Source organism: Nocardia cyriacigeorgica, assembly GCF_010868145.1.
Classification (GTDB): domain Bacteria; phylum Actinomycetota; class Actinomycetes; order Mycobacteriales; family Mycobacteriaceae; genus Nocardia; species Nocardia cyriacigeorgica_D.
In genome coordinates this window covers 190410-207511 of the sequence record NZ_JAAGUY010000007.1, presented here as the reverse complement: position 1 = coordinate 207511, position 17102 = coordinate 190410, and the positions used below count along the sequence as shown (strand labels likewise).

General features: G+C 67.9%; 16 protein-coding genes. 10 read left to right on the top strand and 6 right to left on the bottom strand.

What is annotated here, in order from left to right:
- The first annotated feature begins 93 nt into the window (after positions 1 to 93).
- The 3 genes from GV792_RS12200 (at position 94) to GV792_RS12190 (ending at position 3101) form a co-directional block, all read left to right on the top strand.
- A complete protein-coding gene (locus GV792_RS12200; protein WP_163824178.1) occupies positions 94 to 723 on the top strand; it encodes a CHAP domain-containing protein in 630 nt (209 codons plus the stop codon).
- A gap of 268 nt (positions 724 to 991) precedes the next feature.
- Positions 992 to 2134 carry a hypothetical protein gene (locus tag GV792_RS12195; protein ID WP_163824177.1) on the top strand — a complete coding sequence of 381 codons (1143 nt, stop codon included), beginning with the start codon at positions 992 to 994 and terminating at the stop codon, positions 2132 to 2134.
- Between the two features lie 247 nt (positions 2135 to 2381).
- Entirely contained in the window at positions 2382 to 3101 is a 720-nt protein-coding gene (locus tag GV792_RS12190) for a DUF1906 domain-containing protein (RefSeq protein WP_163824176.1), read from the top strand.
- Positions 3102 to 3137: 36 nt separating this feature from the next.
- Here the strand turns inward: GV792_RS12190 and GV792_RS12185 are convergent, their stop codons facing one another.
- On the bottom strand, positions 3138 to 3497 hold the full coding sequence (locus GV792_RS12185; RefSeq protein WP_163824175.1) for a hypothetical protein: 360 nt from the start codon (positions 3495 to 3497) through the stop codon (positions 3138 to 3140).
- Between the two features lie 141 nt (positions 3498 to 3638).
- Entirely contained in the window at positions 3639 to 4418 is a 780-nt protein-coding gene (locus GV792_RS12180; RefSeq protein WP_163824174.1) for an Rv1157c family protein, read from the bottom strand.
- A gap of 360 nt (positions 4419 to 4778) precedes the next feature.
- Here GV792_RS12180 and GV792_RS12175 point away from each other — a divergent pair, with 360 nt between their 5' ends.
- On the top strand, positions 4779 to 6035 hold the full coding sequence (locus GV792_RS12175; RefSeq protein WP_163824173.1) for a mannosyltransferase: 1257 nt from the start codon (positions 4779 to 4781) through the stop codon (positions 6033 to 6035).
- On the opposite strand, the gene GV792_RS12170 is transcribed toward GV792_RS12175, so the two are convergent.
- A complete protein-coding gene (locus GV792_RS12170; protein WP_163824172.1) occupies positions 5974 to 6273 on the bottom strand; it encodes a 4a-hydroxytetrahydrobiopterin dehydratase in 300 nt (99 codons plus the stop codon). The genes GV792_RS12175 and GV792_RS12170 overlap by 62 nt on opposite strands.
- Before the next feature lie 51 nt (positions 6274 to 6324).
- Positions 6325 to 6501, bottom strand: a complete 177-nt coding sequence (locus GV792_RS29030) for a hypothetical protein (RefSeq protein ID WP_175583204.1) — start codon at positions 6499 to 6501, stop codon at positions 6325 to 6327.
- A gap of 152 nt (positions 6502 to 6653) precedes the next feature.
- On the opposite strand from GV792_RS29030, the gene typA reads away from it, so the two are divergent.
- From typA to GV792_RS12150, 5 genes are all read left to right on the top strand, one after another.
- The gene (typA, locus tag GV792_RS12165) at positions 6654 to 8555 is read left to right on the top strand and encodes a translational GTPase TypA (RefSeq protein ID WP_163824171.1); all 1902 of its coding nucleotides are present in this window, start codon (positions 6654 to 6656) and stop codon (positions 8553 to 8555) included.
- Positions 8556 to 8708: 153 nt separating this feature from the next.
- Positions 8709 to 10445, top strand: coding sequence for an ABC transporter family substrate-binding protein (locus GV792_RS12160; RefSeq protein WP_178124425.1), 1737 nt, complete (start codon positions 8709 to 8711; stop codon positions 10443 to 10445).
- Complete coding sequence (mshB, locus tag GV792_RS12155) at positions 10442 to 11329, top strand: N-acetyl-1-D-myo-inositol-2-amino-2-deoxy-alpha-D-glucopyranoside deacetylase (RefSeq protein WP_163824169.1); 888 nt, start codon at positions 10442 to 10444, stop codon at positions 11327 to 11329. Before GV792_RS12160 ends, mshB begins: the two co-directional genes overlap by 4 nt.
- 10 nt (positions 11330 to 11339) lie before the next feature.
- Positions 11340 to 11498 (top strand): hypothetical protein, encoded by a 159-nt coding sequence (locus tag GV792_RS29025; protein WP_175582958.1) that lies wholly within the window; start codon positions 11340 to 11342, stop codon positions 11496 to 11498.
- Positions 11495 to 11950 (top strand): hypothetical protein, encoded by a 456-nt coding sequence (locus tag GV792_RS12150; protein WP_163824168.1) that lies wholly within the window; start codon positions 11495 to 11497, stop codon positions 11948 to 11950. Before GV792_RS29025 ends, GV792_RS12150 begins: the two co-directional genes overlap by 4 nt.
- Positions 11951 to 12002: 52 nt before the next feature.
- Here the strand turns inward: GV792_RS12150 and GV792_RS12145 are convergent, their stop codons facing one another.
- Both GV792_RS12145 and GV792_RS12140 read right to left on the bottom strand, forming a co-directional pair.
- The gene (locus tag GV792_RS12145) at positions 12003 to 13781 is read right to left on the bottom strand and encodes a PH domain-containing protein (RefSeq protein WP_163824167.1); all 1779 of its coding nucleotides are present in this window, start codon (positions 13779 to 13781) and stop codon (positions 12003 to 12005) included.
- A 76-nt stretch (positions 13782 to 13857) separates the two neighbouring features.
- The gene (locus tag GV792_RS12140; protein ID WP_163824166.1) at positions 13858 to 14355 is read right to left on the bottom strand and encodes a PH domain-containing protein; all 498 of its coding nucleotides are present in this window, start codon (positions 14353 to 14355) and stop codon (positions 13858 to 13860) included.
- 99 nt (positions 14356 to 14454) lie between these two features.
- Here GV792_RS12140 and GV792_RS12135 point away from each other — a divergent pair, with 99 nt between their 5' ends.
- Positions 14455 to 17040 carry a bifunctional FO biosynthesis protein CofGH gene (locus GV792_RS12135; RefSeq protein ID WP_163824165.1) on the top strand — a complete coding sequence of 862 codons (2586 nt, stop codon included), beginning with the start codon at positions 14455 to 14457 and terminating at the stop codon, positions 17038 to 17040.
- The last annotated feature ends 62 nt before the right edge of the window (positions 17041 to 17102 follow it).

Sequence of the window (17102 nt, the reverse complement as noted above, 5' to 3'; positions counted from 1 at the left end):
GTCCTGGTCTCGCGGGCCGGGGAACCGAAGCGCCGTGTCGAACGTCCAATCAAGTAGGGCATCGTGTGGAGCCCGGGGACGAATGGAGCCGAGATGGCGGAGCGGGGAGTCACAGGGGTTCGGACGCGCAGGCGCGGCCTCGGTCCTGTTGGATGGGTAGTGGTCGGCGCGGTGATCATCGCGCTGGTCGTCGCGAGCCTGGCCGGTGTCCGCTGGTGGCAGGAGCGGAGTCCGGGCGGCGCGGTCGTGGGGGAATCGCTCGGACGGTTCCCTGAGATCGATACCTCGGCTCTGACACCGCAACAGGCGCAGGTTGTGGCCGTGCTGGAGCGGGAGTTCAGTGATCCGGGAGACGGGCCGAAGTATGCCGACGGCATCACCGAACCGTGGTGCGCCGACTTCGTCAGCTGGGTCATGCGGGAAGCGGGAGCGCCGCTGTCGAATCCGCATTCGGGGTCGTGGCGCATCCCGGGGGTGTACACGCTGCAGGAGTACTACGAGTCCGCCGGGCGATTCGTTCCGATCGATGCCGAATATCAACCGCGCGCCGGTGACGTCCTGCTCTACAGCGATAGCAGCCCCTTCACTCAGCACACCAATATCGTGTTGAGCTCCGAGAACGGTGTGGTCACCACCATCGGTGGTAATGAGTTCGGCACGGTGCGCATCCACCGATTCACCCTCGCCGAAGTCCCCGGTGTGGTTGGTTATGGCCGGATCTGATCAGTTGGCCGAGCCAGCAGTGGCCCGAGAAGCTCCGAAACCGCTTCTCGCACATCAAGGGGCTCGTCGGACGGGGTTTCGGCGCCTAGCATGTACCCCGGAGGCGCCCGGCAGCGCCGCCGCCGATCCCTGTCCTGCTGTCCCCTCATCGGCAGGACGGGGATCATTCATCTCACGACATGGCCGTCACCAACATGCGGTCTGGTAGACACCCACATCGCGTACCGTGTCGAACAGTCCGTTGGAGGTGAGGGTCTCGGAACGTCTGATGCAGCCGATAGAGCAAGCGCGCAAGGATCCGCCCTGGATCGACTACGCCGAATTCGGCGAACGTTTCGTCACCCATGCGGTGACGACCGACCGGATCGAGGCGGCGGTCGCGGGCATCGCGGGCACAGGCATGAAATTCGGCCCGTTCTCCGTGGGGCCTGCCGGTTTGGCCGGTCTGGTTGCCGAGGGCAAGGTGGGTCGCCCGGTGGTGGTCCGCCGTGGCCCGCACGTCACCTTCGAGATGCGGGTTCCGGTCTCGCTGTCGGTGAAAGTGCTGCTCGGCGGGAAGAAACTGCGCCTGGAGACGGTCGTCGCCATCGATATGACCCTGCACGCCCGCACCGCGGCGCCGCTGCTCATCGTCATCGATATTCCGCCCATCAGACCCGCCGACGTCAGCGTGGTGTTGCGGGCACAGGCCGTGGACACCGCCGGTGAATGGCTGTTGGATCCGATCGCCGGTGTCCTCCAGCGGGAGATCGCCAACCGGGTCAACGCCCTGCTCGCCGACCCGCAGGCGCGGAGCTCCCGGATCTTCGACGTGGAATCGATGGTCGCCGGCGTGCCGTCGAAGCATCGCGGAGCCCGCGAATTCGAGTGGATCGGCTACGACGAATTCGGCCACCGCTTCTTCCCGCTGATCGTCACCCGTGAGCGGGTATTCGACGTGGTACAAGGCCTGTCGGGTCGTCCGATCGAGGTGGGGCCGTTCCGCACCGGGCCGCGTGACTCGGCGACGGTGACCGTGCGCGGCGCCGTCCGACTGCCAGAACTCACCGAACGGCCGCGCCCCGATCCCGACCATTCCGATGTCACCTTCGATCTGTTGCTACCGGTGTGGCTCGATATCACCGTCGATGTGCTCAAAGCCAATCGCTACCGCGCCGACGTGCGTATACCGCTGGTCCTCACGGCACGGGCGGCGGATCCGCTGCTGATCGTCATCGACGTGCCACCGCCGGACCGCAGTGACATCCGGCTCGAATTCCGTGCGGTCGGCATGCGTGCGGCCACTCTCGGCGTGCTGGCCGGTATCCGCAAACAGGTGATCGCACAGGTCGCGCAGGTTGTGCGCAAGGAGCTGGCCGACCCGGCAGGCCGCACGATCGACGTGGCCGCGCGCATCGACGGCAGCGTGTGAACACCCTGCTGTGGCACGAGTGATGAGAGTGCCCAGTGGGTCTGGCGATTCGCATGTGAATGTGGTGAAATGAGTTTACGTTCGAGGCCCCCGGCGCGCGAGTGACACTTGGGGAAGGTGCGCCGGGCACGCTGTGTCGTGAGCGACGCGCCCGGAGGCGGCAGCGGAGCGTAAACCACGGAGGGCGCCGCGATCGGCACGAATTGAACACAGTTGGGTCGGCTGGGGGGCGCGAAGGAGTCCTGCGATGCGTTCATCTCTGTCCCGGCGTGATCTGTTCGGCTACGCGGCTGCCGCGGCCGTGGTCGGTTCCCTCGGAGCCCCCGTCCTCACAGCGCCACGCGCGGGCGCCGATTCCCTCGGCACCCTCGTCGATTACGCCGCCGGAGTCCCCTCCGCCGCCGCCATCCGCGATGCGGGCCATATCGGTGTCATTCGCTACGTTTCCGACCGTCGTCCCGGCGCGGAATGGATGGAAGGCAAGCCGCTGCTCGCCTCCGAAGTCGAGAACCTGAATGCGGCCGGACTGAAGATCGTGTCCTGCTATCAGTTCGGCAAGGGTCCAACCGCCGACTGGCGCGGCGGCCTGGAAGCGGGCAAGCGGCACGCCGAACGCGGCCTGGAACTGCATATGGCGGCCGGTGGCCCCGAAGGCGCGCCGATCTACGCGTCGATCGACGACAACCCCTCCGCCGCCGATTTCGCCACCATGATCGCGCCCTATCTGCTCGGCTGGCATGCCGTCGTCGGCCGGGAGAACACCGGCGTCTACGCGAACTCGCCCACCATCGACCTCGCCGTCGCCGCGGGCCTGGGTTCCTGGTACTGGCAGCATGATTGGGGTACGCCGGAGGGGCATGTGAATGCCGCGGCGCATCTGCACCAATTCGAGATCGACGACCGCACCATCGACGGCATCGGCGTCGACCTCAACAACGTCCTCATCGCCGAATACGGGGCCTGGTAGCCACCGGTCGTCGGTCGTCAGGGCGGACAGCCGCCGTTATGTCTGGCAGTGGCAGACCGGCGCCACCCGCAGATCCGGCTCGTCATCGGGCACCACGCGCAACGCGGGCCTGGTTTCCGGTGCCTCGTGGTTACCCAGCCAGGACAACAGCGACCAGCGAGACAGCCCGGACAGCGCCGAACCGAGGCTGGCGAATGACCCCGACGAGATCACCGAGGCGAACGAGCCCACCGAACCGATCGACAGCACCGACCCGACGCTGCCGATGGACAGGATCGAGTAGGCGGAGCCGATGGACAGGATCGAACCTTCGGACCGGATGGACAGAATCGACCGGCGTGAACGCCGGCTGCGGACCGAATCGCGGGACTTCATCGAACGCTCGATAGTCGCCATTGCTTCGGTCTACCACATGCGATGGGCGGTTCGGGAGAGGTGTTCCGCGATTCGTTAACCATTGACCATGCCATGGTCAGAACCGCTCTGAACGGCAACGAGGCCCGGCAGCGATGCTGCCGGGCCTCGAAGAGCAAAAACTCAAGCCACGGTGAAGAAACCCAGCGTCGGCAGGAAGTTGCAGGTGCGCGGTTCGGCGTCGGCAGCCTGGGTGGTCAGCGAACCGCCGATCACCGCGACGATCCGGCCGGAGCCGGTGTTCGCGATGGCGGACAGGGTGGCCGGGCCATCCGGGTTGATCTTCGCCTCGTTGGTCAGCGGCTGGACACCGGACTGGCGGGTGTCGAGGTTGAGCCACTGCACCGTCATCGGCGGGTTCTGCACATCGGTCGGCGACTTGGTGCCGAGCGCGGTGAACACGAAGCCGGTCTGGCCGGCCTGCGGTCCGGGCGGGGGCAGCTGCGCCGGGCCGGGAACCGCGAGAGCGGTGCCGACCGAATCGGCGGAGGCGGAGATACAGCCCTTACCGATGGTCGGGTACAGGAACTGCGCGATGGCCGGTCCCTGCTCCGGTAGGTCGGGGCCTCCGCCGCCACTACCGTCGAGGAACTTGATGATGCGTTCCAGCGTCGCCTTGATCTGCGGCGGCAGATTCAGGGTGGCCAGCAGCGCTTTGGCCTGGTCGAGCAGCGTGGCCTGCGGGCTCGCGATCTCGGCGGCCGCGATCTGGCCGACGATGGCAGGCGTCAGGGCGGCGAGCGCGTCCACGGGGACGCCCTCGGGAACCATGGGGACGCTGTTCGGCACCGCGGCGGGAGCCGGGGCCGGAGCCGCGACGGACGTCGCGGGCGCGGCGAGCATGGCGCTCGCCGTAATGGCGAGCGCGGACAAGGCGATCCGCGATCCTCGGGTGCGAAGCACTGGTCTTGCCGTCCTTACCTCGGGTACATCTGGTCGACGCTGAAAAGCCGTCGTTTCGGGGTCACTCTAAGGACAACGCCGCACGTTGTACAGCAGCGGTGCCGGAAATGCGCGCCGTGGACGAACGTGTTATCAGAAGGTAGCGCCGATCGATGTTACTGGTGGGGATGTTGATGTAAATGTTACTTGTGGTTCGAGGGTGAGTGTGCCAGGTGCGGCGTGGTGTCGGCCCTCGCTGCGGTTAATGTAGTCGGAGCCTTCCACTCCAGGCCGCCGAATCGCCGATCGGCAGCCCCGGCCGAATCGAAAGTCCCGCATTTGAACCCGCAGAGCGCTCGGACGGACGTACGTCCGCCCGCCGTGCCGGCCCGATCGGCCGAACCGCACCGCTGGGCCACGCACACCCGCTGGGCGGTGGCTGCGCTGGTCGCGACGGTGCTCGCCCGTTTGTTGTGGATGCTCTTCGCACCGAACGGAATGAACCTGGTCGACCTGCACGTCTACGTCGACGGCTCGGCGGCACTGCTCACCGATAAGCTCTACGACTTCACCTACGCGGAGAAGACGCCGGATTTCCCGCTGCCGTTCACTTATCCGCCGTTCGCCGCCGTGGTGTTCTTCCCGCTGCACTACCTGCCGTTCACGCTGGTCGCCATCGCGTGGCTGCTGGCGATTGCCGCGGCGCTGTACGGCATCGTGCGGATCGCGCTGGAACTGCTGCTCGGCGCCGAGACCGCGCGGCAGCCGGGTTGGCGTACGGCGTCGATCACCTGGACCGCGATCGGGCTGTGGCTGGAGCCGGTGCGCACCACCATGGACTACGGGCAGGTCAACGTCTTCCTGGTGTTCGCGGTGATGCTCGCGGTGCGCAGTGCGCGCTGGTGGATTTCGGGCACGCTCATCGGTGTCGTCGCGGGTATCAAACTCACGCCCGCGATCAGCGGACTGTATTTCCTCGCCCGGCGACGCTGGCTGACGGTGGTGTGGTCGGCGGCCGTCTTCGGCGCGACCGTCGGACTCAGCTTTCTCATCTCGGCCGGTGAGACCCGGCGCTACTTCGGCACCCTGCTCGGTGACGCCGACCGGATCGGGCCTGTCGGATCGGTCTGGAATCAGTCGCTGCGTGGCGCGCTGAGCCGGTTGCTCGGCTACGACGTCGAGACCGGGCCGTGGTGGCTGGCCTCGGTCGTCCTCGTTGCGGTGCTCGCGGTGCTCGCCTGGCGTGCGCTCGGGCCCGACGACCGGCTCGGCACGCTGCTGATGGTGCAGCTGTTCGGGTTGCTCGTCTCGCCGATCTCATGGTCACACCACTGGGTCTGGCTGCTGCCGACGGTGCTGTGGCTGCTGTACGGGCCGCTGCGCGAGGTGCCGGGGGCGCGCGTCTTCGCGGGCTACTGGCTGGTGACCGCGCTGGTCGGCGCACCGTGGGTGCTGTCGTTCTTCCAGGACTCGATTTGGACCATCCCCAGGCCGTGGGTGCTGTCCTGGCTGGGGACGGTCGACGTCATCGGCGTGCTGGCGATGTTCGTCTGGATCATCTGCTCACCGCGGCTGCTCACGCGGACTGCGCGGCCAGCCCGTCTATCTCATGAGCCAGCGCCACATCCAACGCGGTGAGTCCGCCTTCGCTGTGCGTCGACAGGGTGAAGGTGACTTTTCGCCAGCGAATATCGATATCGGGGTGATGATTCGCGGCTTCGGCCGCGACGGCGACCCGGCGCACCAGTTCGATACCGGCCGGAAAGGTGGCCGCCTTGATGGTGCGCGAAATGGAATCCCCGGAACGGGTCCACTCGGGTAGCGAGGCGAGTGCCCCGGATATTTCGGTGTCGGAGAGCAATGGGGTAGTGGTCATTGTCTCGTTGTACCCCGCTTGCGCACGATCATGGCCGGGGTTGGGAAATCCTCAGGCGGCACGCGCCTTCTTCAGGCCCTTCTTCAGATCTTTGCCGGTGACACCCGCCGCTTCCAGGCGTTTCATCCGCATGATGACCACAGGGCACTTCAGGCAGCGCGTCTTCTTCCGACAGCACTTCTTCTTCGGCTTGAGGCTCGACACCTTCTTTGCCTTGACCTTACCCATGGCGAGTAAGCCTACCCTTAGTCGAATGTGGGATCCCAGGTGCACCTGGGTGCCGGTAGGGTGTATCTGGCCGCGATGCCCGGTGAGTTCCATTCTCCACCTGTTTGCAGAGCACCGTCGCCACCATCTACCCAACAGCAGGAGGAACAAGCGTGTCGTCTGCACGCGATTTTCGCAACGTCGCCATCGTGGCCCACGTCGACCACGGTAAAACGACGTTGGTCGACGCCATGCTTCGCCAATCCGGCGCCTTCGCCGAGCGGGCCGAACTGGTCGACCGGGTCATGGACTCGGGTGACCTGGAACGCGAGAAGGGCATCACCATTCTCGCCAAGAACACCGCGGTGCACCGGCACAATGCCGACGGCTCGGTGACCGTCATCAACGTCATCGACACCCCAGGCCACGCCGACTTCGGTGGTGAGGTCGAACGCGGCCTGTCGATGGTCGACGGTGTCGTGCTGCTGGTCGACGCCTCCGAGGGGCCGCTGCCGCAGACCCGGTTCGTGCTGCGCAAGGCGCTGGCCGCCTCGCTGCCGGTGATCCTGGTGGTGAACAAGACCGACCGTCCCGACGCCCGGATCACCGAGGTCGTCGAGGAGAGCCACGATCTACTGCTCGACCTGGCCTCCGACCTGGACGATGACGCCGCCGAGGCCGCCGAACTGGCCCTCGACCTTCCCGTCCTCTACGCCTCCGGTCGTGAGGGCAAGGCGTCGAAGGTGGCGCCGGACAACGGCCAGGCCCCCGACGCGGATAACCTCGACGCCCTGTTCGAGGTGCTGCTCGAGAACATCCCCGCCCCCAAGGGTGACGCGACCGCCCCGCTGCAGGCTCACGTCACCAACCTCGACGCCTCGGCCTTCCTCGGCCGTCTCGCGCTGGTCCGCATCCACAACGGCGAGCTGCGCAAGGGCCAGAACGTGGCCTGGATGCATGCCGACGGCATCAAGAACGTGAAGATCACCGAGCTGCTGCAGACCATCGGCGTCGAGCGTCAGCCGGGCGAGGTGGCCGTCGCGGGCGATATCGTCGCCGTCGCGGGCATCCCGGAGATCATGATCGGCGACACCCTCGCCGATCCGGACGAGCCGGTGGCGCTGCCGCGCATCAGCGTCGACGAGCCCGCCATCTCGGTGACCATCGGCACCAACACCTCGCCGCTGGTCGGCCGGGTGCAGGGCCACAAGCTGACCGCCCGCATGGTGAAGTCGCGGCTGGATCAGGAACTGGTCGGCAACGTCTCGCTGCGGGTGCTCGATATCGGCCGCCCCGACGCCTGGGAGGTGCAGGGCCGTGGTGAGCTGGCGCTTGCCATTCTGGTCGAGCAGATGCGCCGCGAGGGCTTCGAACTGACCGTCGGTAAGCCGCAGGTGGTGACCCGTCAGGTCGACGGCAAGGTGCACGAGCCGTACGAAGAGCTGACCATCGACTGCCCCGATGAGTACCTCGGTGCGATCACCCAGCTGCTGGCCGCCCGCAAGGGCAAGATGGTCCAGATGAACAACCACGCCGCCGGGTGGGTGCGCATGGAGTTCATCGTGCCCTCGCGTGGCCTGATCGGTTTCCGTACCGACTTCCTCACCGAGACCCGTGGCACCGGCATCGCCAACGCCGTCTTCCACGGTTACGCACCGTGGGCGGGCGAGATCCGGGCGCGCCACACCGGTTCGCTGGTTTCCGACCGCGCGGGCAGCGTCACCCCGTTCGCCATGATCCAGCTCGCCGACCGTGGCCAGTTCTTCGTGGAGCCGGGTGCGGATACCTACGAGGGCATGGTCGTCGGCATCAACCCGCGGGCCGAGGATCTCGACATCAACGTCACCCGTGAGAAGAAGCTCACCAACATGCGGTCCTCCACGGCCGATGTGATGGAGACGCTGGCCAAGCCGCTGCAGCTCGACCTCGAGGGCGCCATGGAGTTCTGTGCCGCCGACGAGTGCGTCGAGGTCACCCCCGAGGTCGTTCGGGTGCGCAAGGTCGTGCTCGCCGCCAACGACCGGGCTCGTGAACTGTCGCGCCGTAAGGCTCGTGACCGGGCGGCCGCGCAGTAACACTGCGTTCGGACAGAGGCAAAACCGATCGTCAGACACCGAAACCGCCGGGCCGAGCGCCCGGCGGTTTCGCGTGGACGGCCGAGCGCGAGGTGGCGAGGTAGAGTGCCGAGGGTGAATTCGGGGGCGCGACGGCGCGCTGTGTGGCGCGCAATGCTTGTGGTGATGACGGCGTTGCTGCCGGTGGTCGCCGGTTGTACCGCGAACCCCCCGCCGCCCATCGAGAGCACCGACAGCCCGAAGACGACACCTGCCGAGCCGGGTAAGAGCACCGTTGTGGTGGCCATCGACGACATCGGCATCGGGTTCAATCCGCATCTGCGCTCGGACCAGTCGCCCGCGACGGCGGCGGTGAGCTCGATGGTGCTGCCGAGCCCGTTTCGTCCGGTGCCCGATCCGGCGGTGCCGGGCGGGACGTTGTGGGTACCCGATTCGGCACTGGTCGAGCAGGCCGAAGTGACCTCGCAGCAGCCGTTCACCATCACCTACAAGCTGCGCAATCAGGCCAACTGGTCCGATGGCGCGCCGATCGCCGCGGAGGATTTCCGGTTCCTGTGGCGGCAGATGACGACCCAGCCCGGTGTGGTGGATCCGGCGGGGTACCGGCTCATCACCGATGTCGCCTCAACGGCAGGCGGTAAGACCGTCACCGTCACAATGGCGGCGCCGTATCCGGCGTGGCGTCAGCTGTTCGCGAATCTGCTGCCCTCGCATCTGGTGAAGGATTCGCCGGGCGGCTTCGAACGCACCCTGGCCGAGGGCATCGCGGTATCCGGCGGCAGCTTCAAGATCAAATCCGCTGATCAGGGCCGCGACGAGATTCTGCTCGAACGCAATGACCGGTACTGGGGTAAGCCCGCGGTTCCGGATCAGATTCTGTTGCGCCGCGGCGGAACCCCCGCCCAGGTCGCCGATTCGCTGCGCACCGGTGACGCACAGATGGCGCTGGTACATGGTGGTGTCGCGACCCAGGCGCAGCTGGCGGCGATCCCGTCGGTGCGCACCGCGATCATGCCGCAGGCGCGTGAGTTGCAGTTCGTCCTCAACGGCCGCAGCGGGGATCTCGTCGACCCACGGGTGCGCACCGCGGTACTGGCGCTGCTGGACCCCGCGCTGCTGGCCACGGTCGGCGCACAGACCGGTGGCTGGGTGGAACCGGTACGCGCACAAGTGCTTTCGCCGTCCGATCCGGGCTATGTGCCGACCGCGCCGCCGCCTCCGAGCCAGGATGATGCGTTCGCGCTGCTGGCCGAATCCGGGTTCGGCCGTGCGCCCGAGCCGCCGCCGGCGGTCTCGGCGACCTCGCCCGCACCGCGCCCCCGGCCGGTCGCCAAGGACGGCAAATCGCTCACCATCCGCATCGGCGCCGTCGCCAATGACGCCACCGCGCTCGCGGTCGCCAATACTGCCGCCGATCAGTTGCGCAGCGCGGGTATCGACGCCACCGTGCGCAGCGTCCCCGGCGACGAGCTGTACGGCAAGGAACTGGTCGAAGGCACCATCGACGCCATCGTCGGCTGGGAGGTAGCGGGCTCGGACCCGGCTACCGTGCTGGCGTCGCGCTACGGCTGCCCGCCGGTGCAGGCGCCTGGGCCGGATGGGGAGGATCAGGAGCCGGATGCCGAGGTGGTCCGGCTGGCGCCGAGCAACCTGTCCGGTGTCTGTGATCCGGGTGCGCAGCCGGCGATCGACGGGGCACTGGTGGGTTTCGAGACCGCCAAGGTACTCGCCGGGGCCGAACCGAGGCTGTGGGCGGCGGCGACGGTGTTGCCGATCGTGCAGGACAACGTGGTCGCAGCGTCCGGACCGTCGGTGGACGGTGCCTCGCTCAGCGGCGCCATCCAGGTCGGCATCTTCGGCGACGCGGCGAACTGGCGACGCGTCGGATGACCGATACCGCAACCGGCGGCCTGCTGCTGGTGCACGCCCACCCCGACGACGAATCCATCACCACCGGCGGCACCATCGCGCACTATCGCCGTCGCGGGATTCCGGTCACGGTGGTGACCTGCACGCTCGGTGAGGAGGGCGAGGTGATCGGTGAGCAGTGGGCGCAGCTCACCGCCGGCCACGCCGACCAGCTCGGCGGCTACCGGATCCTCGAGCTCACTCGCGCCCTGGCCGAACTCGACGCGGCACCGCCCCGATTTCTCGGCGGCGCCGGCCGTTGGCGCGATTCCGGTATGGCGGGGACGCCGAGCGCCGAGCATCCGCGCGCGTTCGTCCGGTCGGGCGCGGCGGCGGTCGGCGCACTGACCGAGATACTGCTGGAGCTGCGGCCGCAGGTGGTGGTCGGCTACGACCCCCATGGCGGCTACGGTCATCCGGATCATGTTCGCGCGCACGAGATCACCACCGCCGCGGTGCGCGAGGCAGCCGAACGGGGCTGGGATACACCGAAGTTCTATTGGACCGTGACCGACGCCGACATGCTGCGCCTGCACACCGAGGCGCTGGCCCGCCGCACCGTCGACGAGTTGCCCGGCGCACTGCCGCCCGGCTGGCGGCTGCCCGCCGAGGGTGAGCTGGCCTGTGTGCCGAGCGGCACCGTCACCACCACGATCGACGTCTCGGATGTGCTCGCCGAGAAGCGAGCCGCGCTGCGCGCCCATGCCACTCAGGTCAGCGTCGCACCCTCGGGGCGCGAATTCGCGCTGTCGAACGATATCGCCCAGCCGGTGCTGCCCGAGGAACATTTCGTGCTGGTCCGGGGCAAGCGCGGGGCGGCAGGGGCGGACGGACGTGAGCACGATCTGTTCGCCGCCCCCGCCTAAACTCGATCGCATGTACAACTGGGAGCTCCAGAACGCCATCGTGGCATTCGTGGAAAGCCTGCGTCCCGGCGCGCAACAGCAACACGAGCTCTACATGTCGGTGCTGTACGCGTTCGTCGACATGCAGAGCCATCTGCTGACGCTGCTCGGCTACCCGCCGGTCGCGTGACCGCCACAGTGGACGACCAGGCGGGCGAACCGGCCCCGCCGCGGTCCCGGCTCCGACTGTCCAGGCCCGTGAACATCGCGCTCGGCGCACTCATCATGATCGCGCTGGTCGTTGACGCGGTGATCACGCTGGTCCTCGAGGTCCTGTACCTGCCCCTGTATCTCGGCAGCGTCGCATTCCCGATCGCCGCGCTCCTCGCGGGTGTGGTGAATGTGCTGCTGGTGCTCGGCGCGCGTACGGTGTCGACCCGCCCGATAGTCATGCTGGCGCCGATCGTGGCGTGGACCATCGCGTTCCTGGCCGCGGCCAGTTCCGGCCCCGGCGGTGACGTCGCGCTCGGCAGCGATGCCCGCACCCTGCTGCTGATGCTGTGTGGTCTGGCGCCGCCCCTGATCTACGTCTACTTGCAGGCGAACCGGCCGAAGGTGGGGCAGACGGCAGCCCGTCGCTGACGCGGGTCGTTCCGGCCGATCGATCGGTCGGCCGTGCACAGCAAGGCCGTGACTAGGGGTGTAACCCGCCGTCGGCGGAAAGGCCGGCCGGACGTTCACCCAGACGGCCGGGCGTCACAGCATCGATCAGCGCCCACGCCTGGTCCAGCGGTAGATCGATGACGTGATAGCGCTTCTTGCCCGCCGCGGTGGCCGCGGTGACGGTGGCGAGGCCGGAGCGGCGCTGCCAGAACGTCTGGCGGACGGTCCAGCCGATGATGCCGGGGGCTTCCAGGCAGTCGCGGTCGCGGTCGAGGGAGCCCGAGCGCGTGATCAACCAGGTGGGTGAGATGGCGGTGGCAGGCAGGACGGCATGGCCGAGGCCGCGATAGCGGTCTTCGGCCAGTGCCGCCGTGATCGGGGCCAGCGCAACGGGCAGCAGCCACCACCACGGCGAAATCGGTTCTCCGGCAAGGATCGGCAGCAGTTGCAGGGCCGCGATAACCGGGACCGGCCACATGGCGTGGGTATACCGGCGGCGGCGCGCGACCGGTCCGTGCGGGGTGAGGCCCACCTGGCCGGGTGCCGCGCCGATCGCGGGACCGGCGACCGTGCCTGCCGCGATGGCGTCGGAGCCCGGCGGGGCGAGAGCGGCTCCGTTGGCACGCGCCGGTGCGGCGGTGGTTCCGTGCCGTGCCGCATGCGAGGTCCCGTTGGGATACTTCGCCGCATGCGGGCTCAGCAGATGCGCGAGGGTGCGATCGACAGCGGCTCGTGGAGCCTGCGGTAGGATCTTCTGCCGCGAGTTCTGGCCGGTCATGATGGCCTCGAGGGCGGCACCGCCGGCCAGTCGCAGCAAAAGCGGCTCATTGACGGTGGCGCCGCGGAACCTGGCCAGATCCAGGGTGATCTGCCGGGTGGTGAACAGGCCGTAGCGCAGATGCAGGGTCGTACCGTTATCGGTGACGCGGAGGCCGAAATACGTCGCCAGATAGTGCGCGCAGGCAGCGATGCTCATCACCAGCACCACCGCGATCACCAAGCCGAACCCGAGCAGCGTCAGCAGCAGTACACCGCGGCCTTCGACCGAATGCACGGCATCGGATCGGAACACGACCTCGCCGAGTCCGTACTGGAAACCGATACCGACGATCGGCGCGACGATCGCGAACCCGGTCAGTGACAGCGGCGCGTATTTCACCCATGCCGGCCGCCAATGCCCGATCTCCCTGACCCGCTCCTGGCGTGACTCGCCCGCCGGAACCGCGGCCTTGTCGAACCGATCGACGGCCTCCGATTCGGCCTGCGGCCCTTCGAGGTCATCGGCGGCCACCCGCGGCACCCGGGTATGCGCGAGCAGCTCGGTCCGCAGCGACGGCACGACATCCGCGTCGAGGGCGTTGAGCTGGAACTTCTCCCCGTATTCGGCGTGCTGTCCGGTGCCGATGACCAGCACCGCGAGCCCGAGTATCCGATGCAGCAGATCGGCTTCGATATCGACCGAACGGATGCGCGACCGCGGCACCGACAGCCGTTTGCGCTGCAACAATCCCGTCCGCAGCTCGACGTGGGTCGGACCGACCCGGTAGGTGGTGGTGAACCAGCGGGTCAGCGCATACGCGATGATCGCGATCAGTGGGATGACGCTCCACACGTGGTTGCCGCTGCTCGTACCGAGGATCAGCGTACCGAGCAGCACCGGGATGAAACGGATGACCTCATCGACCGGGTGTACCAGCAGCATCCGCTTGTCCAGCCGGAGCCACGGCAGGTCGCTGTCCGATCCCGGATGGTCGCCGACGGGGTGCTCGACAGCGGGGCGATCGATATCCGGACCGGGCTGTTCGCTCATGACCGCACCTCGCTGGCGCTCGGCGCGGCCACGAGCGAATGCTCGGCTGTGTTCGATCGCCGCTCGCTCCGCTCGCTCATGTCGCGTCCCCGCGGTGCCTGGCCGCGATCTCGGTCAGCCGGGTCACCGTCTGCTCGGCCACCGGAAGCTCCAGCCCGCTGATCTCCACCGCCCCGGCCGACGACGCCGTGGTGACAGTCACCGTCGCCAGCCCGAGCGCCCGCTCCAGCGGCCCGCGTTCGGTATCGACGGTCTGGATGCGCGAGATCGGCGCCACGCGGCTCTCCTGGGTCAGCCAGCCCGCTCTGGTGTACACCGCCTGGTCGGTCACCTCCCAGCGGTGCACGCGGTACCGCCACCACGGCACCACGCCGATACTGACGGCCGCGACGACAAGAACAATCACCGTCACGGTGCCCTGCATCGAGCGGTTACCCGCATCGAAGGCCGCCCAGATCAGCAGCGCCACCAGCGGGATCAGCCAGGCCAGCACTGATTGCAGCGTCCACAGCAGCTTCGCCTTCGGACTGGGACGCCAGGCCGGCTCGGCCATGATCGTGCGCGGCTGCGTCATGATTGCCATCGTGGCACGCCGCGCCCGGAATAGCCCGCGCGCCGGGGGAGTTGTCAACGCTCACAAGCCTGGAGGGAGACAGTTCCGGATGTGTGGCGCATGATCGAGGGCGTGATCGACCTATCCGAGCCGACCGTTCCATCCCCACCGCCGAGCCCATCGGCCATGCGCCGGGCTCTGCGGCGGGCGCGCGACGGGGTGACCTTGAACGTCGACGAGGCTGCGGTATTGCTGCACGCCACCGGCGATGACCTGGCCGATCTGTGTCGCAGCGCCGCGCGGGTGCGTGATGCGGGCCTGGAATCGGCGGGCCGCCCGAACACCATCAGCTATTCGCGCAATGTCTTCATCCCGCTGACCCACCTGTGCCGGGACAAATGCCACTACTGCACCTTCGTCACCGTGCCGGGCAAGCTGCGCGCCGAAGGTCGCGGCATGTTCCTGGAACCCGACGAGGTGCTCGATATCGCCCGCCGCGGCGCTGCCCTCGGCTGTAAGGAAGCGCTGTTCACCCTCGGCGACCGGCCGGAAGACCGCTGGCCGGAGGCCGCGCAGTGGCTCGACGAGCGCGGCTACGATTCGACCCTCGACTATCTGCGCGCGGTATCGATCCTGGTGCTCGAGGAGACCGGTCTGCTGCCGCATCTGAATCCCGGCGTCATGAGCTGGGAGGAGATCTCTCGGCTCAAGCCGGTCGCCCAGTCCATGGGCATGATGCTGGAAACCACCGCGACCAGGCTGTTCACCGAGAAGGGCAACTGCCACTACGGCAGCCCGGACAAGGATCCGGCGGTCCGGCTGCGCGCCATCACCGACGCGGGACGGCTCTCGGTGCCCTATACCACCGGCATTCTGGTCGGCATCGGCGAGACCATGGCCGAGCGGGCCGAGTCGATCATGGCGATCCGTAAGCAGCACAAGGCGTTCGGGCACATCCAGGAAGTGATCGTGCAGAACTTCCGCGCCAAGGGCGACACCGCCATGCGCGACACCCCCGACGCGAATATCGACGAATTCCTGGCCACCATCGCGGTGACCAGGCTGCTGTTGGGCCCCGATGTCCCGGTGCAGGCGCCGCCGAACCTGGTCTCGCAGGCCGAATGCACCGCCCTGCTCGACGCGGGTATCGACGACTGGGGCGGGGTGTCGCCGGTGACGCCGGATCACGTCAACCCCGAGCGGCCCTGGCCCAACCTCGACACCCTCGCCGAGCTCACCGCCGCCGCAGGCTTCGAGCTGGTCGAACGCACCTCCGCGCATCCGAAGTATGTACTCGCGGGCAATCCGTGGGTGGATCCGCGGATCGGTGCGCATGTGGCCGCGCTCACCGACCCCGAGACCGGTCTGGCCAGGCCCGATACGGTGCCGGTCGGGCTGCCGTGGCAGGAGCCCGACGAGTCCTGGGAGTCGGCGGGCCGCGTAGACCTCAATACCGCCATCGATTCCGACGGCCGCAATACCGATACCCGCAGCGATCTCAACAGCGCCTTCGGCGACTGGGACACCGTGCGCGAGCAGGCCCGTGACCTGGCCGCGGTCCCCGAGCGGCTGGACGCCGACGTCCTCGACGCCCTGCGCGCCGCCGAACGCGATCCGGCGGGGCTGTCCGACGCGCAATACCTGGCGTTGGCCACCGCCGACGGTGCCGATCTGGAGGCGGTCGCCACGCTGGCCGACGGGCTGCGCCGCGAGGTGTCCGGCGACGACGTCACCTACGTGGTGAACCGGAACATCAACTTCACCAATATCTGCTACACCGGCTGCCGTTTCTGTGCGTTCGCGCAGCGTAAGGGCGATGCCGACGCATTCACTCTGAGCACAGGTGAGGTCGCCGACCGCGCCTGGGAGGCGCACGTCGACGGCGCCACCGAGGTGTGTATGCAGGGCGGGATCGACCCTGATCTGCCGGTCACCGGGTATGCGGATCTGGTACGGGCGGTGAAGGCGCGGGTGCCGTCGATGCATGTCCACGCGTTCAGCCCGATGGAAATCGTCAACGGTGCCTCGCGCGGCGGGCAGAGCGTGCGCGACTGGCTGGTGGCGTTGAAAGAGGCCGGGCTCGACACCATCCCTGGCACGGCCGCGGAAATCCTCGACGACGAGGTGCGCTGGGTGCTGACCAAGGGCAAACTGCCCGCCTCGGCCTGGATCGAGGTCATCACCACCGCACACGAGGTGGGGATTCGCTCCAGCTCCACCATGATGTACGGCCACGTCGACAACCCGACACATTGGGTCGGGCACCTACGTGTGCTGCGCGATATCCAGGACCGCACCGGCGGTTTCACCGAGTTCGTCCCGCTACCGTTCGTGCATCAGAGTGCCCCGCTGTACCTGGCGGGCGCGGCGCGTCCGGGGCCGACCAACCGCGACAACCGGGCGGTGCACGCGTTGGCCCGCATCATGCTGCACGGGCGCATCGACAACATCCAGACCAGCTGGGTGAAATTGGGTACCACCGGTACCAGGGTGATGCTGCAAAGCGGAGCCAATGATCTCGGTGGCACGCTGATGGAGGAGACCATCTCCCGGATGGCAGGCTCCCAGCACGGGTCGGCCAAGACCGTGGCGGAACTCACCGAGATCGCCTCGGGCATCGGTCGTCCGGTGCGTGAACGCACCACCACCTACGGCGTTCCCGCGGGTCGCGGGCCCGTCGCGGGACTCGAACTATCCATCCACTGAAGCCCCGCCCGAAGTTAGGGCAGGCTGACCGAGGGTAACGTGTGGGGCGCCAGGGATACTTG

Excerpts from the sequence above, each read along its gene's own strand:
- GV792_RS12200 (WP_163824178.1), top strand. The coding sequence starts at position 94 with ATGGCGGAGCGGGGAGTCACAGGGGTTCGGACGCGCAGGCGCGGCCTC.
- GV792_RS12195 (WP_163824177.1), top strand. The coding sequence starts at position 992 with ATGCAGCCGATAGAGCAAGCGCGCAAGGATCCGCCCTGGATCGACTAC.
- GV792_RS29025 (WP_175582958.1), top strand. The coding sequence starts at position 11,340 with ATGTACAACTGGGAGCTCCAGAACGCCATCGTGGCATTCGTGGAAAGC.
- GV792_RS12170 (WP_163824172.1), bottom strand. The coding sequence starts at position 6,273 with ATGACCACTACCCCATTGCTCTCCGACACCGAAATATCCGGGGCACTC.
- GV792_RS12190 (WP_163824176.1), top strand. The coding sequence starts at position 2,382 with ATGCGTTCATCTCTGTCCCGGCGTGATCTGTTCGGCTACGCGGCTGCC.
- GV792_RS12185 (WP_163824175.1), bottom strand. The coding sequence starts at position 3,497 with ATGGCGACTATCGAGCGTTCGATGAAGTCCCGCGATTCGGTCCGCAGC.
- GV792_RS12140 (WP_163824166.1), bottom strand. The coding sequence starts at position 14,355 with ATGACGCAGCCGCGCACGATCATGGCCGAGCCGGCCTGGCGTCCCAGT.
- GV792_RS29030 (WP_175583204.1), bottom strand. The coding sequence starts at position 6,501 with ATGGGTAAGGTCAAGGCAAAGAAGGTGTCGAGCCTCAAGCCGAAGAAG.
- mshB (WP_163824169.1), top strand. The coding sequence starts at position 10,442 with ATGACCGATACCGCAACCGGCGGCCTGCTGCTGGTGCACGCCCACCCC.
- GV792_RS12135 (WP_163824165.1), top strand. The coding sequence starts at position 14,455 with ATGATCGAGGGCGTGATCGACCTATCCGAGCCGACCGTTCCATCCCCA.
- GV792_RS12160 (WP_178124425.1), top strand. The coding sequence starts at position 8,709 with ATGCTTGTGGTGATGACGGCGTTGCTGCCGGTGGTCGCCGGTTGTACC.
- GV792_RS12145 (WP_163824167.1), bottom strand. The coding sequence starts at position 13,781 with ATGAGCGAACAGCCCGGTCCGGATATCGATCGCCCCGCTGTCGAGCAC.